General features: G+C 61.2%; 26 protein-coding genes. 19 read left to right on the plus strand and 7 right to left on the minus strand.

Annotation, left to right across the window (positions count from 1 at the left end):
- Nucleotides 1–145 precede the first annotated feature (145 nt).
- Genes nudC through R1W01_RS01100 form a run of 3 tightly spaced genes read left to right on the plus strand, consistent with a single transcriptional unit; the run spans nt 146 to nt 2,429 of the window.
- On the plus strand, nt 146–1,105 hold the full coding sequence (gene nudC / locus R1W01_RS01090) for an NAD(+) diphosphatase (RefSeq protein WP_297756462.1): 960 nt from the start codon (nt 146–148) through the stop codon (nt 1,103–1,105).
- Nucleotides 1,106–1,163: 58 nt separating this feature from the next.
- A complete protein-coding gene (locus tag R1W01_RS01095) occupies nt 1,164–1,631 on the plus strand; it encodes an SRPBCC family protein (protein WP_297756461.1) in 468 nt (155 codons plus the stop codon).
- 60 nt (nt 1,632–1,691) lie between these two features.
- A complete protein-coding gene (locus R1W01_RS01100) occupies nt 1,692–2,429 on the plus strand; it encodes a hypothetical protein (RefSeq protein ID WP_297756460.1) in 738 nt (245 codons plus the stop codon).
- Here R1W01_RS01100 and R1W01_RS01105 read toward each other — a convergent pair.
- A complete protein-coding gene (locus R1W01_RS01105) occupies nt 2,426–3,265 on the minus strand; it encodes a prephenate dehydratase (RefSeq protein WP_243611345.1) in 840 nt (279 codons plus the stop codon). The genes R1W01_RS01100 and R1W01_RS01105 overlap by 4 nt on opposite strands.
- A gap of 117 nt (nt 3,266–3,382) precedes the next feature.
- On the opposite strand from R1W01_RS01105, the gene R1W01_RS01110 reads away from it, so the two are divergent.
- From R1W01_RS01110 to R1W01_RS01135, 6 genes are all read left to right on the plus strand, one after another.
- Complete coding sequence (locus R1W01_RS01110; RefSeq protein ID WP_297756459.1) at nt 3,383–3,910, plus strand: c-type cytochrome; 528 nt, start codon at nt 3,383–3,385, stop codon at nt 3,908–3,910.
- A 265-nt stretch (nt 3,911–4,175) separates the two neighbouring features.
- Nucleotides 4,176–6,116, plus strand: a complete 1,941-nt coding sequence (locus R1W01_RS01115; RefSeq protein WP_411028130.1) for an extracellular solute-binding protein — start codon at nt 4,176–4,178, stop codon at nt 6,114–6,116.
- Nucleotides 6,117–6,123: 7 nt separating this feature from the next.
- Nucleotides 6,124–7,230, plus strand: a complete 1,107-nt coding sequence (locus tag R1W01_RS01120; protein WP_243611343.1) for a microcin C ABC transporter permease YejB — start codon at nt 6,124–6,126, stop codon at nt 7,228–7,230.
- Nucleotides 7,230–8,336 (plus strand): ABC transporter permease, encoded by a 1,107-nt coding sequence (locus R1W01_RS01125; protein WP_297756458.1) that lies wholly within the window; start codon nt 7,230–7,232, stop codon nt 8,334–8,336. Before R1W01_RS01120 ends, R1W01_RS01125 begins: the two co-directional genes overlap by 1 nt.
- The gene (locus R1W01_RS01130) at nt 8,333–8,617 is read left to right on the plus strand and encodes a hypothetical protein (protein WP_317275013.1); all 285 of its coding nucleotides are present in this window, start codon (nt 8,333–8,335) and stop codon (nt 8,615–8,617) included. The genes R1W01_RS01125 and R1W01_RS01130 overlap by 4 nt, the downstream gene beginning before the upstream one ends.
- Nucleotides 8,614–10,197: an ABC transporter ATP-binding protein gene (locus R1W01_RS01135; RefSeq protein WP_297756456.1), complete on the plus strand. Its 1,584-nt coding sequence runs from the start codon at nt 8,614–8,616 to the stop codon at nt 10,195–10,197. Before R1W01_RS01130 ends, R1W01_RS01135 begins: the two co-directional genes overlap by 4 nt.
- 32 nt (nt 10,198–10,229) lie before the next feature.
- On the opposite strand, the gene R1W01_RS01140 is transcribed toward R1W01_RS01135, so the two are convergent.
- Both R1W01_RS01140 and hemN read right to left on the minus strand, forming a co-directional pair.
- Nucleotides 10,230–11,144 (minus strand): endonuclease/exonuclease/phosphatase family protein, encoded by a 915-nt coding sequence (locus R1W01_RS01140; RefSeq protein ID WP_297756455.1) that lies wholly within the window; start codon nt 11,142–11,144, stop codon nt 10,230–10,232.
- Nucleotides 11,145–11,166: 22 nt separating this feature from the next.
- Entirely contained in the window at nt 11,167–12,522 is a 1,356-nt protein-coding gene (gene hemN, locus R1W01_RS01145; RefSeq protein WP_317275014.1) for an oxygen-independent coproporphyrinogen III oxidase, read from the minus strand.
- Between the two features lie 64 nt (nt 12,523–12,586).
- On the opposite strand from hemN, the gene fnrL reads away from it, so the two are divergent.
- On the plus strand, nt 12,587–13,333 hold the full coding sequence (gene fnrL, locus R1W01_RS01150; RefSeq protein WP_243611627.1) for a transcriptional regulator FnrL: 747 nt from the start codon (nt 12,587–12,589) through the stop codon (nt 13,331–13,333).
- Nucleotides 13,334–13,400: 67 nt separating this feature from the next.
- Here the strand turns inward: fnrL and R1W01_RS01155 are convergent, their stop codons facing one another.
- Complete coding sequence (locus tag R1W01_RS01155) at nt 13,401–13,565, minus strand: hypothetical protein (protein ID WP_243611337.1); 165 nt, start codon at nt 13,563–13,565, stop codon at nt 13,401–13,403.
- A gap of 36 nt (nt 13,566–13,601) precedes the next feature.
- Nucleotides 13,602–14,441 (minus strand): universal stress protein, encoded by an 840-nt coding sequence (locus tag R1W01_RS01160; RefSeq protein ID WP_297756454.1) that lies wholly within the window; start codon nt 14,439–14,441, stop codon nt 13,602–13,604.
- Nucleotides 14,442–14,635: 194 nt separating this feature from the next.
- Between R1W01_RS01160 and ccoN the strand changes: the two genes are divergently transcribed.
- The 8 genes from ccoN to ccoS all read left to right on the plus strand — a co-directional run bounded on the left by ccoN (nt 14,636) and on the right by ccoS (nt 22,911).
- Complete coding sequence (ccoN, locus tag R1W01_RS01165; RefSeq protein WP_243611335.1) at nt 14,636–16,234, plus strand: cytochrome-c oxidase, cbb3-type subunit I; 1,599 nt, start codon at nt 14,636–14,638, stop codon at nt 16,232–16,234.
- A 13-nt stretch (nt 16,235–16,247) separates the two neighbouring features.
- A complete protein-coding gene (gene ccoO, locus R1W01_RS01170; RefSeq protein ID WP_297756453.1) occupies nt 16,248–16,979 on the plus strand; it encodes a cytochrome-c oxidase, cbb3-type subunit II in 732 nt (243 codons plus the stop codon).
- Between the two features lie 11 nt (nt 16,980–16,990).
- Nucleotides 16,991–17,176: a cbb3-type cytochrome c oxidase subunit 3 gene (locus R1W01_RS01175; RefSeq protein ID WP_243611333.1), complete on the plus strand. Its 186-nt coding sequence runs from the start codon at nt 16,991–16,993 to the stop codon at nt 17,174–17,176.
- Complete coding sequence (gene ccoP / locus R1W01_RS01180; protein WP_243611332.1) at nt 17,173–18,060, plus strand: cytochrome-c oxidase, cbb3-type subunit III; 888 nt, start codon at nt 17,173–17,175, stop codon at nt 18,058–18,060. The genes R1W01_RS01175 and ccoP overlap by 4 nt, the downstream gene beginning before the upstream one ends.
- A 604-nt stretch (nt 18,061–18,664) precedes the next feature.
- Nucleotides 18,665–20,092: a cytochrome c oxidase accessory protein CcoG gene (gene ccoG / locus R1W01_RS01185; protein ID WP_297756452.1), complete on the plus strand. Its 1,428-nt coding sequence runs from the start codon at nt 18,665–18,667 to the stop codon at nt 20,090–20,092.
- Nucleotides 20,092–20,556, plus strand: a complete 465-nt coding sequence (locus tag R1W01_RS01190) for a FixH family protein (protein WP_297756451.1) — start codon at nt 20,092–20,094, stop codon at nt 20,554–20,556. Before ccoG ends, R1W01_RS01190 begins: the two co-directional genes overlap by 1 nt.
- Nucleotides 20,557–20,558: 2 nt before the next feature.
- Entirely contained in the window at nt 20,559–22,745 is a 2,187-nt protein-coding gene (locus R1W01_RS01195) for a heavy metal translocating P-type ATPase (protein WP_297756450.1), read from the plus strand.
- A gap of 7 nt (nt 22,746–22,752) precedes the next feature.
- Nucleotides 22,753–22,911, plus strand: a complete 159-nt coding sequence (gene ccoS / locus R1W01_RS01200) for a cbb3-type cytochrome oxidase assembly protein CcoS (protein WP_243611328.1) — start codon at nt 22,753–22,755, stop codon at nt 22,909–22,911.
- A 54-nt stretch (nt 22,912–22,965) separates the two neighbouring features.
- On the opposite strand, the gene R1W01_RS01205 is transcribed toward ccoS, so the two are convergent.
- Both R1W01_RS01205 and R1W01_RS01210 read right to left on the minus strand, forming a co-directional pair.
- The gene (locus R1W01_RS01205) at nt 22,966–24,306 is read right to left on the minus strand and encodes a D-alanyl-D-alanine carboxypeptidase family protein (RefSeq protein WP_243611327.1); all 1,341 of its coding nucleotides are present in this window, start codon (nt 24,304–24,306) and stop codon (nt 22,966–22,968) included.
- Between the two features lie 260 nt (nt 24,307–24,566).
- Nucleotides 24,567–25,268 (minus strand): HAD family hydrolase, encoded by a 702-nt coding sequence (locus tag R1W01_RS01210; RefSeq protein WP_297756449.1) that lies wholly within the window; start codon nt 25,266–25,268, stop codon nt 24,567–24,569.
- A 99-nt stretch (nt 25,269–25,367) separates the two neighbouring features.
- Here R1W01_RS01210 and clpS point away from each other — a divergent pair, with 99 nt between their 5' ends.
- The gene (clpS, locus tag R1W01_RS01215; RefSeq protein ID WP_411028131.1) at nt 25,368–25,706 is read left to right on the plus strand and encodes an ATP-dependent Clp protease adapter ClpS; all 339 of its coding nucleotides are present in this window, start codon (nt 25,368–25,370) and stop codon (nt 25,704–25,706) included.
- Nucleotides 25,707–25,723: the final 17 nt, after the last annotated feature.

Genomic DNA, 25,723 nt, shown 5'->3' on the forward strand with positions numbered 1-25,723 from the left:
GGGGCGCGTAAACACTCTATCACTGTATCTAGCAGAAACTTGCGACGCGGAAAGGGGGCAATTGCAAAGAAGTTCAGATTCAGGGGGTTGTTGAGGAAAGCGGGCAGGCATGTCATGTCTTTGGCAGCAGGCAGGGAGCACGCGCATGAGACATGCCGAAACGGTGACATTCGGGGGATCGGGGCTTGACCGGGCGGCGCATTTGCGCGGCGATCTGGGGCCGCTTCGGCAGGACAAGGCAAGCCGGACCATCGTGCTTTGGCGTGGCAAACCGCTTGTCGAGGGGGAGGGACGCGACAGGCTCGTGCGTCTGCCGCTTGATCATCCGGCATTGGGCTCGGCGCGGGCGGAGCCGATTTTCCTTGGCCTCGAGGATACGGGCGGCTGTTTCGCGACGGATATTTCGGCTTGGGAGCCGGAGGCGTTTGACAAGGCGGCGCTTGAAGGGTTCTTCGATCCGAGCGAGCAGCAGCATCCCGATTTGCAGGCGGGGCAGGTCTTTGCCGAATTGCGGGGCGTGATGACACGGCTCGACGCGCGGGATGCGGAGCTTGCGGCGACGGCGCGGGCCTTGTTCCTCTGGCATCGCTCGCATCGGTTCTGTGCCCGTTGCGGCGCCGAGAGCGCGATGTCGATGGCGGGCTGGCAGCGGGATTGCCCGTCTTGCAGCGCCTCGCATTTCCCGCGCACGGACCCGGTTGTCATCATGCTCATCACCCATGGCAACAGCGTTCTGATGGGGCGCAGTCCCGGCTGGCCGGAGGGGATGTATTCGCTTCTCGCGGGGTTCGTGGAGCCTGGCGAGACGCTCGAGGCGGCGGTGCGGCGCGAGGTCTTTGAAGAAGCGGGCGTGCGGGTCGGGGCGGTCGACTACCTTGCGAGCCAGCCTTGGGCCTTTCCGGCGTCGCTTATGTTTGGATGTCGCGGTGAGGCGCTGGGCCGGGAGATCACCATTGACCCGGCGGAGATCGAGGACGCGATCTGGGTCAGTCGCGAAGAGATGATGGCCGCCTTTGCCGGGCAGCATCCGGTGCTTAAACCCGCGCGAAAGGGCGCAATTGCCCATTTTATCCTGCGCAACTGGCTTGCGGACAGGCTTGGTTAGCGACTATTGGACATGGAAAAGAAACGCGCGCTGTTGAGAAGACCATGAGGGGCGAGTGATGAAGTTCAAAGCCAAGGAAGATCTCGAGGCACCGATCGAAAAAGTCTTCGACATGCTTGTCGATTTCGAGCGCCATGAACGGTCGGCCTTGCGCCGTGGAATCGAAATTTCACGCGATGATGCCAGCAAAAAGCAGGGCGTTGGCGCGACCTGGACGGCATCGTTCAAGTATCGTGGCAAACCGCGCAAGGCGCGTATTGAGATCACCGAGTTTGAGCGCCCCAACCAGATCACCCTCGCGGTCAAGATGCAGGGCATGGATGCTCAGGTCGAGTTCATGCTTGTGGCGCTCTCCAAGACCCGTACCCGGCTTAGCCTGATGGCGGATCTCAAGCCACAGACGCTTTCGGCGCGGCTCTTGTTGCAGTCTTTCAAGCTTGCTCGGGGCAGCATTATGAAACGGTTCGAGCAGCGCCTCGCGACCGTGGCACGCGACATGGAAGATCGCGCCGCGAAGATGGCGTAGCGGGGTGCTGCGACGCCTTTGCCAATTCAATGGCAACGCCATTTGAGGATGCGGGCCGATATGGCGCGGCTCGTTGCTCTTGCGGCGGGCGATCCGGTCACGCGGGGCCTTGCAGGGGCCATTTTTGCGGCTCTTGGGTTTGTGATCCTCGCGTTTGCCGGGGCGGACCTTGTGGTCTTTCTATTCTCGCAGACGCCTGACGATCTTGTTGCTGTGCGCGGGTTTCGCGATGTCATCGGATTGGACCGGGACGGCAGTTTCGGGGAAACGGTCTGCTTCACGGTGGAGTTCTTTGGTGCGGCGATGTTTCTCGCGGCCTATGCGCGGCATCGCGGGCGGCTTCTCTTCGTGCTTGGCGTGGTGATGGTCTTCATTCTTGCCGATGATTCCCTGCAATATCATGAGAGGTTTGGCGCGTTTCTCGTGCGGTCCTTCGACCTTGGAGCCTTGCCGTTCGTGCGGGCGCAGGACAGTGGAGAAATCCTAGCCTGGGCGCTTGCCGGGGCCATTTTCGTGCTGCTTCTGGTCTGGAGCCTTGGGCGCAGACGGGCAGGGGATGGCGGGATTCTCCTTGCGGTGTTCTGGGCCTTTGCTCTCTTGGTCGGGGGTGGGATCGGGCTTGATATGCTCTGTATCGCCTTGCCCGAAGAGGCCGAGTTTCTTCGGGGCGTCATCATGATTCTCGAAGAGGCGGGAGAGTTCTTTGGCGTTGGCGCCTTGGCGGCGACGGCGCTCGCCGTGCAACGTCACGGCGAGACCTATTTCACAGAGTGCGCGCAGGGCGCGTTGCGCGCCTAGTCGAGGTGCCGGGGCGCGGCCGCCGGGTAGACGCCGAGGATGTTGAGGGAGTTGGTGAAATAGTCCAACTCCTCGAGCGCGCGGCGCACGGGCGGATCGTCGGGATGGCCCTCGATATCGGCATAGAAGCGGGTCGCGGTAAAGTTGCCGTCGACCATATAGCTTTCGAGCTTGGTCATGTTGACACCGTTGGTCGCGAAACCGCCCATCGCCTTGTAGAGGGCGGCGGGGATGTTGCGGACCTCGAAGACGAAGGTGGTCATCATCGCGATTTCGCCGCGGCGGCTATGGTCGGGTTCGCGCGACATGATGACAAAGCGGGTCGTGTTGTGGCCGTGGTCCTCGATATCGGAGGCGAGCACGTCGAGACCGTAGATGTCGGCGGCGAGTTCTGAGGCAAGCACGCCTTGCGAGCGGATGCCTGAGGCGACGAGCTCACGCGCCGCGCCCGCGCTATCGGCGGCGGCGGTGCCCTTGATGGCGTGGCGTTGCAGGAAGCCTGCGGATTGCGGCAGGAGGACAAGGTGGGCGCGCACGGTTTCGATCTCGTCAAGCGGCACGCCGGGCAGGCCCATCAGCGCGATGCGCACGCGTACAAAGGCCTCGTCCACGATATGCAGCCCGCTTTCGGGGAGCAGGCGATGGATGTCGGCGACACGGCCATAGGTCGTGTTTTCAATGGGCAGCATGGCAAGATCGGCTGCGCCCGAGCGCACCGCGTCGATCACTTCTTCGAAGGTGTCGCAGGGCAGGGCCTCCATGTCGGGGCGGGCCTCGTGACAGGCCTGATGCGAATAGGCGCCGGGTTCCCCCTGGAAAGCGATGCGGTTCGTCATTGGTAAATTTTCCTGCTTCTTGGGCAATTTGACCCATTGGTCGCGCTAACTACACCTTGCGTTCGAGGCAGGGAAGCGGATAGATACCCGGCAAACGCCACGAAACGGAACCGTAGCATGTTTGACACGATGACAATGACCAAGACGCTGGGCGCATTTTGCGGCGCTCTGCTTATCTTCCTTCTCGGCAAATGGGGTGCAGAGGTTCTGTATCACACAGGTGCCGGTGGCCACGGCGATCACGCCGAGCAAGCCTATGTGATCGAGGTCGAAGGCGCAGATGAAGGCGGCAACGAAGCGGCAGAAGCCGAGCCGACGCTCGAAGAACTGCTGGCCTCTGCTGATGTGGGCAAGGGCGCCAAGGTGTTCGGCAAATGCCGCGCCTGCCACAAGGTTGAAGACGGCGAAAACGGCACTGGTCCGCACCTCTTTGGTGTTGTGAATCGCGCCGTGGGGTCGGTTGATGGCTTTGGCTATTCGGGCAGCCTCGTGGCCGTGGCCGATGTGTGGACGCCGGAGAACCTCGACCACTTCCTCGAGAAGCCGAAATCCTTTGCGCCGGGCACTGCGATGTCCTTCAACGGTCTTGGCAAAGCCAAGGATCGCGCGAACCTCATCGCCTATCTCGACAGCCTCGACGACTGATCGGGCGCGAGAGCCAGAATTTGGGGGCCGTTGCAGCGATGCAGCGGCCCTTTTTCTTTGTGGCGGTCGGAGGGAGGGGCCAGCCCCTCTTGGGCCTTTGGCCCAATTCACCCCGGGATTTTTCGGGCAAGAGGAAGACGGGACAGCGTTTCGCGCTATTTCACGGGGTGTTGAGCCATTCCTGCCTTGAACAGGGGGGCGCCTGACCATTAGCTTGACCGGCAACGAGAATGATCCAGATCATCCGACAGTCAGAGGAAGAGCCATGTCCCGATCGCGTGCCGCAGTAGCCCAGAGACCGATGCCCGCCCTTCTTGGGCGATGGCTTGTTGCCGGGGCGGCGGCACTTGGCGTGATGATCGCGGCGGGGCAGGTCAGAAGCCAGGAGGAGGATGGGATCATCCGCAGCCATGGCTATTCCTATTTCGGCGACCTGACCTATCCGGCGGACTACCCGCATTTCGACTATGTGAATCCGGACGCGCCCAAGGGCGGAGAAATTTCGCTCTGGGCGCCGGGGACGTTTGATTCGCTCAACCCCTATAGCCGCAAGGGCCGCGCGGGGCGTTATAGCTGGATGATGTATGAAAGCCTTCTGGGAGAGATGCCGGCCTCGGGTGGCGGCGCGCCGGCGGATGCTTATGGCGAATCCTACGGGCTATTGGCCGAAAGCCTTGAGTATGACGAGGGCAAGACCTGGGTCATTTTCCATATGCGCCCCGAGGCGCGGTTTGCGGACGGCACGCCGGTGACGGCGCATGATGTGGTGTTTAGCCATAATCTTCTTTTGGAACAGGGCTTGCCGTCCTATGCGCAGGCGGTGAAGAAGCGGGTGTTGAGCGCCGAGGCCTTGGACGATCACACGGTGAAGTTCACCTTTGCGGAGGGGATTTCGCGGCGCAGCCTTATCGATCAAGTGGGCGGTGTGCCGGTCTGGTCCAAGGCGTGGTACGAGGAGAGCGGCGCGCGGCTGGACGAGCCGCGGATGGAAGTCTCGCCCGGCTCCGGCCCCTATATGATCGAGAGCTACGACATCAATCGCCGCATCGTCTATAAGCGCAACCCGGACTATTGGGGCGCGGACCTGCCGATCAATCAGGGGCGGCACAATTTCGACCGTATCCGCATCGAGTATTTCGCCGATGACTCGGCGGCGTTCGAGGCGTTCAAGGCAGGCGAATACACGTTCCGCAGCGAAGGCAATTCCAAGCAATGGGCGACCGGGTACGAATTTCCGGGGATCGCGAAGGGCTGGGTCGTGAAGGAGGAGTTGCCGGATGGCACCCCGCCGACCCCGACCGGCATCATCTTCAACCTCGGGCGCGAGACGCTTCAGGATCGGGACGTGCGCGAGGCGATCTCGCTTGCCTATAATTTCGAATGGACCAATGAATCGCTGCAATATGGCCTTTTCAAACAGCGCCATTCCTTCGTGCAGGGCGCGCCGACCGAGGCCAAGGGCGTGCCGGAAGGCAAGGAGCGGGCGTTGCTCGAGAGCCTTGGCGACCTTGTTCCGGAGGAAATCCTCAACGAACCGGCGGTGATGGCGCATAGCTCGAGCCCCGCGCGCGAGATTGACCGGCGCAACCTGCGCACCGCGATGAAGCTCTTGGATGGGGCGGGTTGGGCCGTCGGCGATGACGGGATGCGGCGCAATGCGGAGGGCGATTTGCTGACGATCAACTTCCCGATCCCGTCTTCGTCCTCGGCGACGCTTGGCGCGTTTGTGGAGGTTTTTGTCTCGAACCTGCAAAAGATGGGGATCGCGGCGGAGATGGAGAAGGTCGATCCGGCGCAATATACGCTACGCGAGCGGGACCGGGATTATGACCTCATCTACGATAGCTATGTGGCGTTCCTTGATACCGGCACGGGCCTCATGCAGCGCTATGGATCGGACGAGGCGGCGTTCAGCCTTTTCAACCCGGCGGGGCTTGCCAGCCCGCTTGTCGACAAGATCATCAATATCTCGCTCGAGACGGAAACCAGCGAGGACCGCGATGTGGCGCTTATGGCACTGGACCGGGTGCTGCGCTGGGAGCGGTTCATGATCCCGGTCTGGTATAATGACAGCAGTTGGGTCGCGTATTTCGATCAGTATGAGTATCCCGAACCGCTGCCGCGCTATGCGCTTGGGGTTCTGGATTTCTGGTGGTTCAACGCGGATAAGGCGGCAGAGCTCAAAGCCGCCGGCGCATTGAGGTAACGGCCGCATGGGCGCCTATATTCTCCGACGGTTGCTGCTCATCATCCCGACGCTTCTTGGGATCATGATCATCAACTTCACCCTTGTGCAATTCGTTCCGGGCGGGCCGGTCGAACAGGTCATCGCCCAAATCCAAGGGCAGGGCGACGTGTTCGAAGGCTTTGCGGGCGGCGGGCAGGATGCGACTACCCTTGAGACCGAAGAATTTACCGGCGGCGGCGGAGGCGGCAGCAAATATGCGGGTGCGCAGGGCTTGCCGCCGGAATTCATCGCCGAGCTGGAGAAGGAGTTTGGGTTCGACAAGCCACCGCTTGAGCGGTTTTTCACCATGCTTGGCAATTACATGCGGCTTGATTTCGGGGAGAGCTATTTCCGCAAGATCAGCGTGATTGACCTTGTTCTCGAGAAGATGCCGGTGTCGATCACCCTTGGCCTCTGGTCGACGCTCATTGCCTATCTGGTGTCGATCCCGCTCGGTATTCGCAAGGCGGTCAAGGATGGGTCGCCCTTTGATACATGGACCTCGGGGGCGATCATCGTGGCCTATGCGATCCCGGGATTCCTGTTCGCGATCCTGTTGTTGGTGCTGTTCGCGGGCGGGTCATACTGGAAGATATTCCCGCTGCGGGGGCTGACCTCGGACGATTTCGAGACGCTCAGTTTCTTTGGCAAGATCGCGGACTATGCCTGGCATATCGCGCTTCCGGTGGCGGCCTCGACGATCTCGGCCTTTGCGACGCTGACGCTTTTGACCAAGAATTCGTTCCTCGACGAGATCAAGAAGCATTACGTGATGACCGCGCGGGCCAAGGGGTTGAGCGAGGGGCGTGTCCTATATGGGCACGTGTTCCGCAATGCGATGCTCATCGTGATCGCGGGGTTTCCGGCGGTGTTCATCGGGGTGTTCTTTGGCGGCTCGCTCATCATCGAGACGATCTTTTCGCTCGATGGGTTGGGGCGGCTTGGCTTTGAGGCGGCGGTGGCGCGGGATTACCCGGTCATTTTCGGCACATTGTTCATCTTTGGCCTGATCGGCCTCGTGGTCGGGATTCTGTCGGACATGATGTATGTGCTTGTCGATCCGCGGATTGATTTCGAGAAGAGAGAAGGCTGATGGCATTGTCTCCTCTGAACCAGCGGCGCTGGCGGAATTTCAAGCGCAACCGGCGAGCGTATTGGTCGCTTATCATTTTCTCAATCGCGTTTTTCGTCTCGCTTTTTGCCGAGCTTCTGGCCAATGACAAACCGATCCTCGTCTCCTACCGGGGCGAGATTTATGCGCCGGTGGCAAAGTTCTATCCGGAGACGGCGTTTGGCGGCGATTTCAAAACGGAAGCGGATTACAAAGACCCGGTTGTGCAGTGTCTGATCGCGACGGGGGGTGTCGAATTCTGTTTCGACGAGCCGGAGGCGATTGTCGAAGAGGTCGCGGCGGGCACCTATGCCGAAGACGGGTTCGAGAAGGGCTGGGCGCTCTGGCCGCCGATCCCCTATTCCTATGATACGCCCGTCAATCAGCCCGGCGCGGCACCCTTGCCGCCGAGCAGCCATAACTGGCTTGGGACGGATGACCGCAAGCGCGACGTGGTGGCGCGGGTGATTTATGGCTTCCGTCTTTCGATCCTGTTCACGCTTGTTGTGACCACGCTGGCGAGCGTGATTGGGATTATTGCAGGCGCGATACAGGGCTATTTCGGCGGCTGGATCGACCTTATTTTCCAGCGCGTGATCGAGATATGGTCTTCGACGCCGAGCCTTTATGTCATCATCATCCTGTTCGCCATTCTGGGGCGGAGTTTCTGGCTCCTTGTCTTGCTCACGGTGTTGTTCGGATGGACCGCGCTTGTCGGGGTTGTCCGGGCCGAGTTCCTGCGGGCAAGGAACCTTGAGTATGTGCGCGCGGCGAAGGCGTTGGGTGTTTCCAACCGGGTCATCATGTTCCGCCATATGCTCCCCAATGCGATGGTGGCGACGGTGACGATGTTGCCGTTTATCGTCACGGGGACGATTTCGACTTTGGCGGGCTTGGATTTCCTTGGCTTTGGCCTGCCGTCGACAGCGCCGAGCCTTGGGGAATTGACGCTTCAGGCGAAGCAGAACCTTCAGGCGCCGTGGCTTGCCTTCACTGCGTTTTTCACCTTTGCCATCATGCTCTCGCTTCTGGTCTTTATCTTTGAAGGCGTGCGGGATGCGTTCGATCCGAGGAAGACCTTTTCATGAGCGCGCCTGTCTGTGAGAGCAAAGCCCAGTGCCAGATCAATGGCCTTGCGGGGACGGCGATGGTGATGTCGCTGATGATCCTTGCGTGGGCCGGGATTGAGGCGGTGCGGTCTGGGATGACGGGGTCGGAGGCGGCGCTTCTTGCGCCGACGCTGGTTTCGGCGGTTTATGCGGTCGCCGCGCGGATGCGGCGGCAGGTGTTTGGCTGGCTCGGTCTGGCGATCGTTGCGGGGGGCACGGTTTGGGGCATCTTCGTGCTAAACGGAGTCATCGGTCTATGAGTATCCTTGAGGTCAAGAACCTGCGCGTGGCGTTCCGACAGGACGGGCAAAGCGTTGAGGCGGTCAAGGGCGTGTCCTTCAGCGTCGATCGCGGCGAGACGGTGGCGCTTGTGGGCGAGAGCGGGTCGGGCAAGTCGGTCACGGCGCTGTCGACCGTGTCACTCCTCGGGCCGAGTGCGGAGGTGCAGGGCTCCATCACATATGACGGTCAGGAAATGATCGGCGCGCCGGAGAGACGGCTGCGCAAGGTGCGCGGGAATGATATCTCGTTCATTTTTCAGGAGCCGATGACCTCTCTCAACCCGTTGCACACGTTGGAAAAGCAGCTCGCCGAGAGCCTTGCATTGCATCAGGGGCTATCGGGCGACAAGGCGCGGGGACGTATCCTTGAGTTGCTCGAGCGGGTCGGGATTCGCGATGCCGAAAGCCGCCTTGGGGCTTATCCGCACCAGCTCTCGGGCGGACAGCGGCAGCGGGTCATGATCGCGATGGCGCTTGCCAACAAGCCCGACATCCTCATCGCGGACGAGCCGACAACCGCGCTCGACGTGACCATTCAGGCGCAGATTCTCGAACTTCTGGCGGAGTTGAAAGAGACCGAGGAAATGGGGCTTTTGTTCATCACCCATGACCTTGGGATTGTGCAGCGGATCGCCGACAAGGTTTGCGTGATGAAGGACGGTGAGATCGTCGAGGCGGGGCCGGTGAAAGAGATCTTCGCCAACCCGCAGCATGCCTATACGAAAAAGCTTCTTTCGGCGCGGGCCGTGGGCGCGCCGGACCCTGTCGCCGAAGAGGCCCCGATGATGGCGGAGACGGAGAACCTGCGGGTCTGGTTCCCGATCCTAAAGGGGTTCTTCCGGCGCACGGTAGGCCATGTGAAGGCCGTCAACGATGCGACGATTTCCGTGCGGGCGGGCGAGACGCTTGGCATCGTGGGGGAATCCGGGTCGGGCAAGACGACGCTCGCGCTCGCGCTCATGCGGCTTATCGGGTCGGAAGGGGGCATGCGGTTCGACGGGCAGGATATCCGCCAGTGGAACACCAAGGAACTGCGCAATCTGCGCAAGGATATGCAGATTGTGTTTCAAGACCCGTTCGGGAGCCTGAGCCCGCGGATGACCTGCGAACAGATCATCGCCGAGGGATTGGGCGTGCATGGCCATGATGCGGGGCGCAGCGAGCGGGAGCTTGTGGCCGAGGTGATGGAGGAGGTCGGGCTCGACCCGGCGGCGATGGACCGCTATCCGCACGAGTTTTCCGGCGGTCAGCGGCAACGGATCGCGATTGCGCGGGCGATGATCCTGCGCCCGAAGCTCGTGGTCTTGGACGAGCCGACTTCGGCGCTCGATATGACGGTGCAGGTTCAGATCGTGGACCTGCTACGGGATTTGCAGCGCAAATACGGGCTGGCGTACCTTTTCATCAGCCATGATTTGCACGTGGTGCGGGCGATGAGCCACAAGATCATCGTGATGAAGGCGGGTGATGTGGTCGAGGCTGGCGAGGCGCAGGAGGTGTTTGCCGCGCCAAAGACCGACTACACGCGAAAATTGCTGGCGGCGGCACCGGATTTGTAGGGCGGCGAAGCGATTTCGAGAACCCTTGCGCGTCAGGATATGTCGAGATCGAGGACGAGGGCCGCATGGTCCGAGGCGTGGGGACGGTGGGTGCCCACGGTGGGCAGGCGGTCGCCTTTGTAGGCCGTCGCCTCGTGCCCGAGGCCGGAACGGATCAGGCGCGGCACGGTATCGGGATTGGACGCGGCCAATGCTGGCGAGGCGATGAGCGCGTCAGGGCGCGCGGTATAGCCTTCATGGGCATTGTGATAGCTCCAGCGGCTGCCGCGCGGCAGGCGATTGAGGAGGTCGATGCCAAAGCCTTCGGTCAGAGGCTGGAGCGCGTCTGGGTCTTCGGCGCGGGGGCGGTTCAGATCGCCCAGGACGAGCCAGTTTGCGGATGCGGGCGTTTCAAAGCGAGCCTCAATCAGGCAGCGCACGGCGCGGGCTTCGAGGTTGCGAATGGGCCATGTCGCGGCGACATCGGGGTAGGGTGCCTTGAAATGGCAGATAAAGAGCGTGAGCCCGTCGAGGGCGATCTCGAGGCAGTCACGGCGAAACAGCGTTGCGCGGGGATTGACCCCGGTGGGGGTGCGCAGGGCGAGATCGGCGGGCGTCAGGGCGGCGTGGCTCGTGACCGAGCGCGCCGCGATGCGAGACAGGAGCGCCACATCCAGCCCGCGCCCGTCATTGCCGGGCAGGCAGGTGCGAAACGGGTAGGCAGCGCTGCCGGTCGGCAGGAGGAAGGCGTCGTGGAAATGGTCGAGGGTTTTTTGGTCGAACACTTCCTGAAGCGCGATGATATCGGCATTCGCCTCGGCGAGGACCTGTGCGGTCAGGCGGCGGTCGTAGTCGTCGAGAAGCGGGGCTGCGGGGCCGAGATCTTCGGGCAGGTCGCGATCGCGGGCCCCGTCGAGGCGGGACCCGCGCAGTCGCATGTTCTGCACGTTGAAAGAGACCAGTCGCATAGCCGTAGCAGGGTAGCGGCTTTTAGATCGCCGAGCTATGCCCTGCCTGATCCATGTCGTAGGCGTCGAGCGCGCGCGCCATCATCCGCGTCAGCGGGCGGGCATGTTCGGGGATCTCGACACCGTTCGGCGTAACCTTGAGCATGTCCGGGAAGCCCTGAATCAGCGGCTGGTAGAGCTTTTGCAGCTTCCCCGGGGTCAGGCCGAAGGTCTCGATCAGCTCGTCGTTCTGGGTGCGGAAGTCGCACATGAGCATCTCGATCATCCGACTGCGCAGTTTGTCTTCCCCCATGAAGGCGTGGCCGCGGGCTGTTGAGAAGCGGCCCTCGCGGATCGCGGCGGTATGGGCCGAGGTTGCGGGGGCGTTTTGGGCGTAGCCTTGCGGGAAGCGCGAGATCGAGGAGGCGCCGACGCCGATCAGAACTTCAGATGTGTCGTCGGTGTAGCCTTGGAAATTTCGGCGCAGGGTGCCGTTTTCGAGGGCAACCGAGAGGCCGTCTTCCTTGGTGGCGAAATGGTCGATGCCGATCTCGTTGTAATTGTCCCACATGAAGAGCTTGCGCGCGGTCTCGAACAGGTCGAGCCGTTCTTCGGGCGTTGGCAGGGCATCCGAGGGGATGAGCTGTTGGCGCTTGGCCATCCACGGCACATGGGCATAGCCATAGAGCGCGACGCGATCAGGCGAGAGCGAGAGGAGTTTCTGCACGCTTTCTGTGATGCGGGCCTGACTCTGGTGGGGGAGGCCGTAGAGGATATCGGCGTTGAGGCTATGAACGCCGTGGGCGCGGATCATCTCGACCGCGTCGCGGGTCACGTCATAGCCTTGGATGCGGCCGATAACCTTTTGAATCTCGTCGTCGAAATCCTGCACCCCGATGGAGGCGCGGTTCATGCCGGATTTGGACAGGACGGAGAGGCGCGCGTCGTCGATCTCGTTCGGGTCGATTTCGACCGAGAATTCGCCATCCGGCGCCATTGGCGCGACATCGAAGATCGCCCCGGCGAGGTCTTCCATCATGCCCGGCTCAAGGAGCGTTGGCGTACCACCGCCCCAATGCAGGCGCGAAAGCGTCACGCCGGAGGGCAGGCTTGCCTTGAGAATCTCGAGTTCCTGTTTCAGCGTCTCGACATAGGCCGCAACGGGCGAGGCGCTCGCGGTGCCTTGGGTTCGGCAAGCGCAGAACCAGCAGAGGCGTCGGCAGAAGGGCACGTGCACGTAAAGCGATATCTGCGAATCATCTTTGATCGCAGAGATCCAATCGCCGAAAAGATCCGGCGTCACGTTGTTCTTGAAGTGCGGTGCCGTGGGGTAACTTGTGTAACGCGGTACTTTCGCGTCAAAAAGGCCCAGCTTTGCCAATTGAGTTTTCGTTTCCATAAGATTACGCTTATGTGCATCGGGTCAGGGAAAGCCTTGACCCAGATCAAGCGCGAACATGAAAATGCCAAACGATCAGTTAAGCCACCATACGCAGCACTGCGAGGATTGCCCAATCCGCCATCGCGCGGTTTGCGCGCGCTGTGACAGTGCCGAGCTCGAGGCGCTCGAAGAGGTGAAGTATTACCGCACCTTTGAGGCGGGTCAGACGGTTGTCTGGTCGGGAGACCAGATGGATTTCGTCGGCTCCGTGGTGTCGGGAATCGCCTCGTTGACGCAAACCATGGAAGACGGGCGCACGCAGATGGTCGGCCTTCTGCTGCCGAGCGATTTCGTCGGCCGTCCGGGACGGGATTCCGCGGCCTATGACGTGGTGGCGACGACGGAACTCGTCATGTGCTGTTTCCGTAAGAAACCGTTCGAGCGGATGATGGTGGAAACGCCGCATATTGCGCAGCGCCTGCTTGAGATGACGCTCGACGAGTTGGATGCGGCGCGCGAATGGATGCTCGTCCTTGGCCGCAAGACGGCGCGCGAGAAGATTGCGTCGCTTCTTTCGATCATTGCGCGGCGCGATGCGTCGCTGAAGCTTGCCGGGGGCAAAGGGCCGTTGGTCTTTGATCTGCCGCTGACGCGCGAGGCGATGGCGGACTATCTTGGCCTGACGCTTGAGACGGTGAGTCGGCAGATGTCGGCGCTCAAGCGCGATGGGGTGATCCACCTCGAAGGCAAACGCCACGTGACCATTCCCGATCTCGGCCGCCTTCTTGAAGAGGCCGGAGACGACACCGATGGCGGCATGATGGTCTAGTCGCCTGCGTGCTGCGCAAGAGGAAAAGCCGCCCGAGGGGCGGCTTTCGTGTTCTTGGGGAGCTGTCTCAGGTCTTGTCGGCGGGTTTGCCGTCTTTCGCCGCGCCACCGGAATGGCGCAGCTCTTGCCCATTGCCCCATTTCATGACGCCGAGACCGACCAGCAAGACGCCGATCCCTGCGAATGTCAGGAGAAAGAAAAGACCAAGTTGAACAAGGACATGCAGTCCCATGGGAAGCCTCCTGCGGGGCGTGCCCGCTGAAACGGGTTAATGCGCCATGAAGACAGGGATATCCGCCTGCTCGAGCATGTTGCGTGTGGCGCCGCCGAGGATCGCTTCGCGGAAGCGGGAATGCCCATAGGCGCCCATCACGACCATGTCGGCCTCGGTATCCTTGGCGTGGCGCATAAGAACGTCGGACACGCGTGGCAGGGTCTTGGAGAGCACATCAATCTCGACACGCACGCCATGACGCGACAGGAACTGCGACAGGAGACCGCCCGGATCCGAACGGTGCGGCCCGTGTGTCGGCGGGTCGATGACCACAACGCGCACCGAGTCTGCGGCTTGCAGGAATGGCATCGCGGCGCGCACGGCGACCAAGGCCTCGCTGCTTTCGTTCCAACCGATGGTGATCCGCTTGGGCGCGGTGATCGGTGTGGTGTTTTCCGGCACGACAAGCACCGGTGCCTGGCCCTCGAAGAGAGCGGCCTCGATGGTCGGCTCAACCTCGGCACCGATGTCTTTGCCATAGGGTTTCGGCAGGATCACCAGATCCGCGAACCGGGCATGGGCGGCGACATGGCGGCCAAGGTCGGCAATCTGGGCGACGCCGGTTTCGGCCCCCCAGCGCACGCCAGAGGCGCGCAGGACTTCGATGGCCTTTTCCTCGAGTTCTTCGCTTTCCGTCTTGGCGCGGTTGAGGGTCTCCTGAAGGATCATCGCGTTGGCCCCGGCATAGTAGTACCCGGTCTGGCTACGATCGACGCCAAGGCAGAAGGCGTCATAGTGAGCATCGGCGCCACGGGCGAGCGCAACGCCCTGAGCAAGGACGGTGTCCGCGAGCTCTAGATTGGTCAGCACCGACAGCATTGATTTGAAGGCCATTTCGATCTCCGTGGGATGGCGTTTCCGGGGTGGGCAGGTGTCTGCCGTGTCCTGTCTCCATGATTGGTCCAACTTGGAACCATTCTGCTTTGACACAGATCAAGGCATTGAAAGGGGGGGCGACCGAAAAGGAACCTAGTCTAAATCCGCCGTAACGCTTTCGAATCGCGCGCGGCAAGACGAAGGGACGCAAAATGTTGAATTATATCAAGCTGATCGCGCTTGCTCTGGTCACGCTTCTGGCGTTGGTCGCAGCAAACTATGCGCGCGATCTGGCCTATCTCGTTCACGCCATCTTGGTGGCTGTGATCGCAGGTGGCCTCTTTATTTATCACCTGCGCAAGGTAGGTGACAAAACTGTCGCACCTCAGAATGAGTATAATGACGGGCTAATCCGGATCGGTGTTGCCCTCACGGCTTTCTGGGGTGTTGTCGGCTTCCTGGTCGGTGTTGTCATCGCCTCGCAGCTGGCCTTTCCGGCGCTCAACTTCGAGTGGGCGCAGGGCTACCTGAACTTCGGTCGTCTTCGCCCGCTGCACACCAGCGCGGTGATTTTCGCCTTTGGCGGCACGGCCCTCATCACCACCTCCTTCTATGTCGTTCAGCGCACCAGCGCCGCGCGTCTTTGGGGCGGCGGTCTTCCGAGCTTTGTGTTCTGGGGCTACCAGATCGTGATCCTGCTTGCTGCGACCGGCTATGTGCTCGGCGCGACGCACGGCAAGGAATACGCAGAGCCGGAATGGTACGTTGACTGGTGGCTCACCATCGTCTGGGTGGCCTATCTGGCGGTCTTCCTCGGCACGATCATGAAGCGCAAAGAGCCGCACATCTACGTGGCCAACTGGTTCTACCTGTCCTTCATCGTCACCGTGGCGATGCTGCACGTTGTGAACAACCTCGCCATCCCGGTGTCGATCTTCGGCTCCAAGTCGGTGCAGGTGTTCTCTGGTGTTCAGGACGCCATGACGCAGTGGTGGTACGGCCACAACGCCGTGGGCTTCTTCCTCACCGCAGGCTTCCTCGGCATGATGTACTACTTCATCCCGAAACAGGCTGAACGTCCGGTCTTCTCCTATAAGCTGTCGATCATCCACTTCTGGGCGCTGATCTTCATCTATATCTGGGCCGGTCCGCACCACCTGCACTACACCGCGCTGCCGGACTGGGCGTCGACCCTCGGCATGGTGTTCTCGGTCGTGCTCTGGATGCCGTCCTGGGGCGGTATGATCAACGGCCTGATGACGCTCTCGGGCGCATGGGACAAGCTGCGCACCGACCCGATCATCCGCATGATGGTCATCTCGGTCGGTTTCTACGGCATGTCGACCTTCGAAGGTCCGATGATGTCGATCCGCGCGGTGAACTCGCTGTCGCACTACACTGACTGGACCATTGGTCACGTGCACTCTGGTGCTCTTGGCTGGAACGGTATGATCACCTTCGGTGCTCTCTACTATCTGGTTCCGGTGCTGTGGAAGCGTGAGCGTCTCTACTCGCTCAGCCTCGTGTCCTGGCACTTCTGGCTCGCCACGATCGGCATCGTGCTCTACGCAGCGTCGATGTGGGTGACGGGTATCATGGAAGGCCTGATGTGGCGCGAAGTCGATGCCAATGGTTTCCTCGTGAACGCATTCGCCGACACTGTGGCAGCCAAATTCCCGATGTATGTCGTGCGTGCAACTGGCGGTGGCCTGTTCCTGCTCGGCGCCATCATCATGGCTTACAACCTCTGGATGACTGTACGTAAAGCGCCGGCCAAAGAGTCGCTCGCTACTGCAGTCCCGGCTGAATAAGGAGGGCCGGAGCATGGCTATTCTCGATAAACATAAAATCCTCGAGACCAACGCGACCCTCCTGCTGATCTTCAGCTTCCTGGTCGTGACCGTGGGCGGCATCGTGCAAATCGCACCGCTGTTCTGGCTCGAAAACACCATCGAGGAAGTGGAGGGCATGCGTCCCTACACGCCCCTCGAAATGGCTGGCCGCAACATCTACATCCGTGAAGGGTGCTACGTCTGCCACTCGCAGATGATCCGCCCGATGCGCGATGAGGTGGAGCGCTATGGTCACTACTCGCTGGCTGCAGAGTCCATGTATGACCACCCCTTCCAGTGGGGCTCCAAGCGCACGGGGCCTGACCTCGCGCGGGTTGGTGGCCGTTACTCGGATGAGTGGCATGTGGACCACCTGCGTGACCCGCAGTCGGTTGTGCCTGAATCGGTGATGCCGAAATACGGCTTCCTCGAGAACCGCATGATCGACGGTAAGTACATCCAGGATGTTCTCGCGACGAACCGTCTGGTTGGTGTGCCTTACACCGACGAGATGCTCGAGAACGCTCAGGCTGACTTTGCGGCACAGGCCGACCCCGACAGCGACTATGACGGTCTGCTGGAGCGGTATGGCGAAGAGAGCGTCATCGTGCGCAACTTCGACGGCCAAGATGGTGTTTCGGAAGCAGATGCCCTGATTGCCTACCTGCAAATGCTGGGCACTCTGGTTGACTTCTCGACCTTCACGCCAGACGCGCACCGTTAAGGGGAAGGGTCATGGAAACATATTCCCTTCTGCGTGAATTTGCCGACAGCTGGATGCTTCTGTTCCTGTTTGCTTTCTTCATTGGCGTCATCGTCTGGGTTTTCCGCCCGGGTGCGTCGAAGGAATACAAGGACACGGCAAGCATCCCGTTCCGGCACGACGACAAACCCGCCACGGATAAGGAGGCGAGGACATGAGTAAGAAACCTGTTCAAAAAGGAAACCAGGTCGAGACGACCGGCCATTCCTGGGACGGCATTGAAGAATATAACAATCCGCTTCCCAAGTGGTGGGTCTATATCTTCTACGCCTGTATCGTGTGGGGCATCGGTTATTCGATCGCATACCCTGCGTGGCCCGGCCTGAAAGACTCGACTGCCGGTCTGATCGGCTTCTCGACTCGCGGCAATGTCGCGGCCGATATCGCCGAGCAACAAGAAAAGCTCGGCCCGATCAACGCCAAGCTCGAAGCTGCGGAACTGACGGAAATCACGTCGGACCCGGAACTTCAGGGCTATGCGGTGTCGGCAGGGGCCGCCGTTTTCAAGACCTGGTGCGCACAGTGCCACGGGTCTGGTGCGGCAGGTGCCGTGGGCTACCCGAACCTGCTCGACAACGACTGGCTCTGGGGTGGTGACATCGAGGCGATCCACACCACCATTTCGCATGGTATCCGCAACGAGGATGACGGCGACGCCCGTTATTCGGAGATGCCGGCATTTGGTGATGATTACCTCGAGGCCGAAGAGATCGACGCGGTTGTCAACTACGTGATGACCCTGTCGGGGCAGGCTCCGATGGACGCCTCGCTCGTCGATGCAGGGCAGGAAGTGTTCCTCAATGAGTGCACCGCCTGCCACGCAGAAGACGGCACCGGCGACCGGGCACAGGGTGCTCCGAACCTGACCGACGCGATCTGGCTCTATGGTGGCGACTACGACACCATCAAGGAGACCGTCACCTACAGCCGTTACGGCGTGATGCCGCCCTGGTCGGAAGAAGCGTCCGAAGCGGGCCGTCTGACCGAGGCACAGATCCGTGCCGTTGCGGTCTATGTCCATCAGCTTGGTGGCGGCGAGTGATCGCAGCTTGAAGAATTCCGGGGGCGGCAACGCCCTCGGTTCAGCGCCGGTTTTCCGTTCTGTTCGCGCGTTTCCTGGAAAACCGGCGCTTTTTTCTTTCCCCCCACATTTTGAGAGCCACCTCTGCGAAAGAGGCTTTGGCGCTGGCTCTTGCCGGGGCCTTTCTAAAGTTTCGGGGGGTGTCTGCCTTTCTGACGGAAATGCGCCGGCAAAAGACAGAAATGTCGCGCCGTTTGATCTGGGTCAAGGGAGCGCGGCGGCGTATCTGTGAATGTCAGGCCATACCGGGTTCGGAATCATCGCTTGCGAGACGAAGGGCCTTTCGGGTTGCCGCCGATTTTTCGGAGAGGCAAGGAGTGTCGGCTTTCCGTCCTGTTCGCGCGTTTCCTGGAAAGCCGACACCTACCGAACCATGCTACCACCCACTCGCAGAACTGCAATGACGTGGAGAGACGCAGGCAACACGGTTGCTGCGCTCAGGATAGCCTAGCAAACCTGCATTTGAAATATCAGATTCGCGGAAATGTTTGACCCATATCAAAGCCAGTGGGCGGCTTAGGGTTCAGAACGGCAGGTAGCCAATTCCAAAGCGCGAGTGAGTCCTGTGAGCACGACCGACCAAGAACCGGGCCTTTATGCCGCCCGGGAGCCAGTTTTTCCCAAGCGAGTCAGTGGTAAATTCCGGAACCTGAAATGGTACCTGATGGCTATTACCCTTGGCATTTACTACCTGACCCCGTGGATCCGTTGGGATCGCGGGCCGAGCCTGCCGGATCAGGCGGTCCTGATCGACCTTGCGAATCGTCGCTTCTTTTTCTTCATGATCGAGATCTGGCCGCACGAATTCTACTTTGTCGCGGGCCTATTGATCATGGCCGGCCTCGGTCTTTTCCTCTTTACGTCGGCCTTTGGGCGGGTCTGGTGCGGCTATGCCTGCCCGCAGACCGTCTGGACCGACCTGTTCATCCTTGTGGAACGATGGATCGAAGGCGACCGCAACGCGCGGCTGCGCCTGCATCGTCAGAAGAAATGGGATCTGCGCAAGGTCCGGCTTCGGATTACGAAATACCTCTCGTGGGTGTTGATCGGTGCCGCGACCGGCGGGGCGTGGGTATTCTATTTCACCGATGCGCCGACACTTCTTGTTGATCTTGTGATGGGCACGGCGCACCCGATTGCCTATACGACCATCGCCGTGATGACCGGCACCACGATCTTTTTTGGCGCCATCGCGCGCGAACAAATCTGTATCTATGCCTGCCCCTGGCCGCGTATTCAGGCCGCGATGATGGACGAGGACACCATCACCGTCGCCTATCGCGAATGGCGCGGGGAGCCGCGCGGGAAAGGCAAACGCACGGAAGATAGCGCGCTTGGCGATTGCATCGATTGCATGGCCTGCGTCAACGTCTGCCCGGTGGGGATCGACATTCGCGACGGGCAACAGCTCGAATGCATTACCTGCGCGCTCTGCATCGATGCCTGTGACGAGATGATGGAAAAGGTTGGTAAGCCGCGTGGTCTCATCGACTATATGGCGCTCTCGGATGAGGCATCCGAGCGGGCCGGTGGCGCGCCCAAGAACATCTGGAAGCATATCTTCCGGCCGCGCACGATCCTCTACACGACCCTGTGGTCGCTTGTCGGGGTGGGGCTTGTTGTGGCGCTCTTCATGCGCTCGGATATCGACCTGACAGTCGCGCCGGTGCGCAACCCGACTTTCGTGACCCTATCCGATGGCACGATCCGCAACACCTATGAGGTGCGCCTGCGCAACAAGCATGGCGAGGAACGTCCCTTCAAGATCAGCGTGACAGGCGATGATACGCTCGTGGTGCGTCTTGAAGGCGTCGAAGGTTCGGTCGTGGATGTGCCAGCGGATGAGATGAAACTTCAGCGGGTCTATGTCCTCGCGCCGCCAGAGTCGGACGCGGCACATTCTGAACGCACGGATTTCCGCATGTGGGTCGAGGATACAACCAACGCCGATCGCGTGTATAAAGACACCGTGTTCAACGGAAAGGCCAACTGATGGCAGAGAAGAAACTTACCGGAAAGCACGTGGCGATGATCTTCGTCGGTGCTTTCGGGATCATCATCGCGGTGAATGTCGCGCTTGCCGTTTCGGCGGTGCGGACATTCCCCGGGCTTGAGGTCAAGAACTCCTATGTCGCAAGTCAGGAGTTCAACACCCGCCTGCATGACCAGCTCGAGCTTGGCTGGCAGGTCAATGCCGACTATGTGGACGGGCGCCTGATCCTTGCGATCACGGACGAGGAAGGCGGGGCGATCAAGCCGAACACCCTTGAGGCTGTTGTGGGCCGTCCGACCCATGTCAAAGACGATGTGACCCCCGATTTCCAGTTTGACGGCGCGGCCTATGTCGCGGCGGTGCCGCTTGGGCGGGGCAACTGGAACATTCGCATGAAGGCCACGTCGGCGGATGGCACTGAGTTCATCCAGCGCGTCGTCTTTCGCGTGAAGAAGGAAAGCTAAGCATGACCGCCGCAATGCGCCCCCAGGCTTCGGCCTGTCCCGCCTGTTCCGCCGCCCCGGCGGCAGAGGCGCTGGCCGAGATGGCAGAGGACAAGGAGGCGCGTCTCGCGCTTTCGCTGCCGACGGTGCATTGCGCGGCCTGTATTTCCGCGGTCGAGCGGGAACTCAACAAGACGCCGGGCGTGCATTCCGCGCGGGTCAACCTGACGCTTAAGCGGGCCTCGGTCGAAGCCGATGCGGAGGTCAGCGCGGCAGACCTGATCGGGGTGCTCGAGCGGATCGGGTATGAGGCGCATGAGCTTGATGTCGGCACGCTGTCGTCGACGGCATCGGACAAGGCGGGGCGCGACCTCCTGATGCGGCTTGCCGTGGCGGGGTTTGCGTCGATGAACGTGATGCTTTTGTCGGTGTCGGTCTGGTCTGGGGCGGAAGCGGCGACGCGGGACATGTTCCATTGGATTTCGGCGGCGATTGCCCTGCCGACCATCGTGTTCTCGGGCAAGCCGTTTTACGTCAACGCTTGGTCGGCGCTCAAGCATAAGCGGCTCAACATGGATGTGCCGATCGTGCTTGCCATCGTGCTCGCGGTGGCGACATCTCTTTGGGAGACGACCCTTTCGGGGGAACATGCCTATTTCGATGCGGCCCTGACCCTGACGTTTTTCCTTTTGGCGGGGCGCTACCTTGACCATCGAACCCGCGCCGTGGCGCGGTCGGCGGCGGAGGAGCTTGCCGCGCTCGAGGTGCCACGGGCGATCCGGGTGCGCGATGGGGAGGAAGAAACCGTTCAGGTCAGCGAACTGGCGGTCGGGGATATGATCCTCGTGCGTCCCGGCGGGCGGATGCCCGTCGATGGCGAGATCGTCGAGGGGCAATCTGAGCTTGACCGGTCGCTTCTTACCGGCGAGACCGTGCCGGTCTTTGCCGAGCCGGGCTTTGGCGTCAGCGCGGGCGAGGTCAACCTCACCGGGCCGCTCGTCGTGCGCGCCACGGCGGTGGGTGAGGAGACGAGCCTGCACCGGATGGCGGACCTTGTGGCCATCGCGGAGAGCGGACGTAGTCGTTATACCTCGCTTGCGGACAAGGCGGCGAAACTCTACGCGCCGGGGGTGCATATCCTGTCTGCGCTCGCCTTTGTGGGTTGGTATCTCTACACGTTTGATATGCGCACGGCGCTCAATATCGCGGCGGCGGTGCTTATCATCACCTGCCCCTGTGCGCTCGGCCTTGCCGTGCCGGCGGTGACGACGGCAGCCTCGGGGCGGCTTTTCCGCAAGGGGATGCTCATCAAACATTCGACCGCACTTGAACGGCTGGCCGAGGTGGACACGGTTGTTTTTGACAAGACCGGGACGCTCACAGCGGGGACGCCGCAGGTTGAAAACCTTGGCGATTTCCCGCGCCGAGACCTCGAGATCGCGCTGGCGTTGGCGATGGGATCGTCGCATCCGTTGAGTATGGCGCTTGCCGATGCAGCGCGTGAGGCGGGGATCAAACCGGCCAAGGTCAGCGAGATTGAGGAAGTGCCGGGCTATGGCACCCAAGGCAAGGTTGGCGATACGCGCGTGCGGCTTGGCCGGGCGGCCTGGATCGGGACGCAGCCCTTGGCGCAGACATCGGCGTTTCTCTCGGTCGGGGACGGCGCGGCGCGTGCGTTTACCTTTAGCGATAGTCTGCGCGATGGTGCGGAAGAGGCGGTGCGCGGATTGTTGGACTCGGGCAAGGATGTGCTTCTTGTCTCGGGCGACAGCACCGGCGCGGTCGAGGCACTTGCCGTGCGTCTTGGCATCACGAAATGGATCGCTGAGGCGCTTCCCGAGGACAAGGCGGCACGCGTGCAGGCCATGACCGACGAAGGCAAGCGCGTATTGATGGTGGGCGACGGGCTCAACGATACGGCGGCGCTTGCCGCGGCGCATGTGTCGATCTCTCCGGCTTCGGCGCTTGATGCGGCGCGGGTGGCGTCGGATATCGTGCTGCTTGGCGGCGACCTGAGCCCGATTGCCGATGCGGTCGCGACGGCGCGGTCGGCGACGAAACGTATCCGCGAGAATTTCCGCATCGCGACGGTCTACAATATCATTGCCGTGCCGCTTGCGGTGGCGGGGCTGGCGACGCCATTGATCGCGGCCTTGGCCATGTCGTCGTCTTCGATTACAGTTTCGCTCAATGCGCTGCGCCTGAGGTAATCCGCGAATGCAAGTCCTGTCCTATCTGATCCCGATCTCGATCCTGCTTGGCGGCGTGGGGCTTCTGGCCTTTGTCTACACGGTCAAGTCGAACCAGTATGACGACCCCGAAGGCGATGCACGCCGCATCCTGAGCGGCGAATGGGACGATCATCCCAAGCCTTGATACTCTCGCGGAATTGCAGAATGCCGAAGGCCCTTGCGAGGGCCTTCTTTGCGTTCAGGATGGGCCGATGGTGAAGCAGGCGATCTGGCGCGCTTGCAGGCGGCGGCAGGCGAGGTCGGCGGTTTCGCGGGTCATGCCGACGAAGTTTGCCTCGTAGCCCCGATTGCCCTGCACGACCTTGCGTAGGGTGCCGTCCAATGTGCTCATCTCGGTCAGGGCGGTTTTCAACAGCACTTTTTCGGCAGCGTAGCGGGATGGGTAGCGGCCCACGTTGATACCCCAATGCCGCCCGCCAGAGGTTGAAAGGCGCGTAACGACCTGTGGCGTGTCGAGCGCTTCTGTCGCGACGGTTTCGGGCACGGGGGCCGCGCCGCGCGCTTCGATCAAGGCGGATTGGATGTCATATTCTATAGTGCGTGCGGTGGCGACGACTGTGGCCTCTGTGGCGGCGGGCGTGGTTGCCTCTGGTGTCGCGGCCTCTGCCACAAGGACAGGGGCGGTCTCTTGTTCGCTGCGCACAGGGCGCAGGACCGGGCGCAAGCTGCGCTTGACGGCTGTGGTGACGCGGATCGTCTTGCCGGCTTTGCGCAGGCCGTTGTATTGCGGCGGGCTTGGCTTGCGCAGGGCGACACGGCTCGGGGCGCGGCGGAAGCCGAGGTCAAGCAGTTCCGCGACCTTGGCATTGCGCGAGGTTGAGGAGCGGCCGCCAAAGACTGTTGCGATCACGCGTTCGTTGCCGCGCTCGGCAGACGCCACGAGGTTGAACCCGGCAGCGCGGGTATAGCCCGTCTTGATCCCGTCGGCGCCGCGATAGGCGGCAAGAAGGCGGCGGTTGGTGTTGGACACGGTCTTGATCCCGGCATGGGTCGAGCGGCGCGAGAACAGGTTGTAATACTGAGGGTAGTCGTAGAGCAGGTGCCGCCCGAGGATTGTCATATCCCGCGCCGTGGACATGTGTCCGTTCTCGGTCAGGCCGTGCGCGTTCTTGAATGTCGTGTTGGTCATGCCAAGGGCGCGGGCAGTGCGGTTCATGCGGCGGGCGAACTTGGCTTCGGAGCCTTCAATGGCCTCACCAAGCGCGGTCGCAGCGTCGTTGGCGGATTTCACCGCCGCAGCGCGAATCAGATAGCGTAGCTTGATCTTCTGACCCGAGCGCAGGCCGAGCTTGGACGGCGGCTCGCTGGCGGCATTGCGGGAAATACGCACTTGGGTATCAAGGGTGATCTCGCCGTTCTTGACCGCCTCAAAGACGATATAGAGCGTCATCATCTTGGTCAGGGAAGCCGGGTGCAGGCGGGTGTCTGCGTTGCGAGAATGCAGGACTTCGCCACTGCGGGCATCCATCACCATCGCAGCATAAGGGGCTGCGCTGACTGCGAGAGTCAGAGTCAACATCCAGAGACATGATGCGAATGCCAATAGCCCGAATCGAGCCGGCGGAATCTGCCGAACCTTCACCTTAACTGCCCTTACTGCCTCGTGCCGCCGGTTTTCCGGTTCGGCTTTTTGTTAACATGACGCTAACACAGCTCCGCACCCTGATAAAGTATTGGTTTACTATCCAAAGGTAGGTGTGGGGTGTGGGTCACCTAGATGTTGGGGGTCGCGAAATCATCCCCCCAAGAGAGGCGACTTTTTAGGAAGGTGACGTTCCGTCAGCGCACGCTAAGCACGAAATCGTGAAGATCTTCCAAGCTCGAAATTTCGGCAAACCGCGGCGCGGTGCGGGGTGGTTCGGCGTGTTCGAGACTCCATGTGAGATCATGCGGGACATGCACACCCCAGCCGCCAGCCTCGATCACCGGGATCACATCAGAGCGCAGCGAGTTGCCAACCATCATGGCGCGCGAGGCGTCTTGGCAATGTCGGGCGAAGATCTCGACATAGGTTTCGGTGGTCTTGTGCGAGACGATTTCCACCCCATCGAAGAGATCGCCAAGGCCCGATTGCGCGAGCTTGCGCTCTTGGTCGATCAGATCTCCTTTGGTTATCAAGAGGATGCGATAATCGGGGGCGAGCGCCTCAATCGCTTCGCGGGCATGGGGCAAAAGCTCGATCGGGTGTTCGAGCATTTCGCGCCCGGCCTCCATCAACTCGGCGATGACGGCGGTGGGCACCTTGCCTTCGGTCACTTCGATCGCTGTTTCGATCATGGAAAGCACAAAGCCCTTGATGCCAAAGCCGTAGTGTCCGAGGTTGCGTTTCTCGGCGGCGAGCAGGCGGTCTTCGAGGTGATCGCGTTCGGTATAGTCGGCGAGAAGGCGGGCAAAGCGATCTTGTGTGATGCGGAAGAAACGCTCGTTGTGCCAGAGCGTGTCATCCGCGTCGAAACCGATCGTTGTCAGGCTCTGTTGCATGATAGCCTCGCAATTCCCTTGCCCTGCCTCTTTTCTCAGGTGCATGACAGGTTATATAGATCGCTCAGAGCGACAACAGGAGTCTCAACGCGCCAGGTCATGACTTTCGAGCCGATTCATATGTCCGCCGATGATGGTGATGATGGCGACCTTGGTGTTGCCCTGCAGACGCGCGCCAAAACAAAGCGCCCGCCGCTCTACAAGGTTCTTCTGCTGAATGACGATTACACGCCGATGGAATTCGTCGTGCATATCCTTGAGCGATTCTTTGGCATGACCCATGCGCAGGCGTTCGAGATCATGCTTACGGTGCACAAGAAGGGGGTGGCCGTGGTTGGCGTATTCAGCCACGAGATCGCCGAGACCAAGGTGACGCAGGTGATGGATTTCGCGCGTCGCCACCAGCATCCTTTGCAATGCACCATGGAAAAGGAATGATCCCGCTGCGGATCGTT

The sequence above is a fragment of the Shimia sp. FJ5 genome (assembly GCF_032918335.1).
Lineage (GTDB): Bacteria > Pseudomonadota > Alphaproteobacteria > Rhodobacterales > Rhodobacteraceae > Shimia > Shimia aestuarii_A.

Bases quoted from the DNA above. Each gene is read 5' to 3' on its own strand.
- nudC (WP_297756462.1), top strand. From the start codon at position 146: ATGAGACATGCCGAAACGGTGACATTCGGGGGATCGGGGCTTGACCGG.
- R1W01_RS01095 (WP_297756461.1), top strand. From the start codon at position 1,164: ATGAAGTTCAAAGCCAAGGAAGATCTCGAGGCACCGATCGAAAAAGTC.
- R1W01_RS01100 (WP_297756460.1), top strand. From the start codon at position 1,692: ATGGCGCGGCTCGTTGCTCTTGCGGCGGGCGATCCGGTCACGCGGGGC.
- R1W01_RS01105 (WP_243611345.1), bottom strand. From the start codon at position 3,265: ATGACGAACCGCATCGCTTTCCAGGGGGAACCCGGCGCCTATTCGCAT.
- R1W01_RS01110 (WP_297756459.1), top strand. From the start codon at position 3,383: ATGTTTGACACGATGACAATGACCAAGACGCTGGGCGCATTTTGCGGC.
- R1W01_RS01115 (WP_411028130.1), top strand. From the start codon at position 4,176: ATGTCCCGATCGCGTGCCGCAGTAGCCCAGAGACCGATGCCCGCCCTT.
- R1W01_RS01120 (WP_243611343.1), top strand. From the start codon at position 6,124: ATGGGCGCCTATATTCTCCGACGGTTGCTGCTCATCATCCCGACGCTT.
- R1W01_RS01125 (WP_297756458.1), top strand. From the start codon at position 7,230: ATGGCATTGTCTCCTCTGAACCAGCGGCGCTGGCGGAATTTCAAGCGC.
- R1W01_RS01130 (WP_317275013.1), top strand. From the start codon at position 8,333: ATGAGCGCGCCTGTCTGTGAGAGCAAAGCCCAGTGCCAGATCAATGGC.
- R1W01_RS01135 (WP_297756456.1), top strand. From the start codon at position 8,614: ATGAGTATCCTTGAGGTCAAGAACCTGCGCGTGGCGTTCCGACAGGAC.
- R1W01_RS01140 (WP_297756455.1), bottom strand. From the start codon at position 11,144: ATGCGACTGGTCTCTTTCAACGTGCAGAACATGCGACTGCGCGGGTCC.
- hemN (WP_317275014.1), bottom strand. From the start codon at position 12,522: ATGGAAACGAAAACTCAATTGGCAAAGCTGGGCCTTTTTGACGCGAAA.
- fnrL (WP_243611627.1), top strand. From the start codon at position 12,587: ATGCCAAACGATCAGTTAAGCCACCATACGCAGCACTGCGAGGATTGC.
- R1W01_RS01155 (WP_243611337.1), bottom strand. From the start codon at position 13,565: ATGGGACTGCATGTCCTTGTTCAACTTGGTCTTTTCTTTCTCCTGACA.
- R1W01_RS01160 (WP_297756454.1), bottom strand. From the start codon at position 14,441: ATGGCCTTCAAATCAATGCTGTCGGTGCTGACCAATCTAGAGCTCGCG.
- ccoN (WP_243611335.1), top strand. From the start codon at position 14,636: ATGTTGAATTATATCAAGCTGATCGCGCTTGCTCTGGTCACGCTTCTG.
- ccoO (WP_297756453.1), top strand. From the start codon at position 16,248: ATGGCTATTCTCGATAAACATAAAATCCTCGAGACCAACGCGACCCTC.
- R1W01_RS01175 (WP_243611333.1), top strand. From the start codon at position 16,991: ATGGAAACATATTCCCTTCTGCGTGAATTTGCCGACAGCTGGATGCTT.
- ccoP (WP_243611332.1), top strand. From the start codon at position 17,173: ATGAGTAAGAAACCTGTTCAAAAAGGAAACCAGGTCGAGACGACCGGC.
- R1W01_RS01190 (WP_297756451.1), top strand. From the start codon at position 20,092: ATGGCAGAGAAGAAACTTACCGGAAAGCACGTGGCGATGATCTTCGTC.
- R1W01_RS01195 (WP_297756450.1), top strand. From the start codon at position 20,559: ATGACCGCCGCAATGCGCCCCCAGGCTTCGGCCTGTCCCGCCTGTTCC.
- ccoS (WP_243611328.1), top strand. From the start codon at position 22,753: ATGCAAGTCCTGTCCTATCTGATCCCGATCTCGATCCTGCTTGGCGGC.
- R1W01_RS01205 (WP_243611327.1), bottom strand. From the start codon at position 24,306: ATGTTGACTCTGACTCTCGCAGTCAGCGCAGCCCCTTATGCTGCGATG.
- R1W01_RS01210 (WP_297756449.1), bottom strand. From the start codon at position 25,268: ATGCAACAGAGCCTGACAACGATCGGTTTCGACGCGGATGACACGCTC.
- clpS (WP_411028131.1), top strand. From the start codon at position 25,368: ATGACTTTCGAGCCGATTCATATGTCCGCCGATGATGGTGATGATGGC.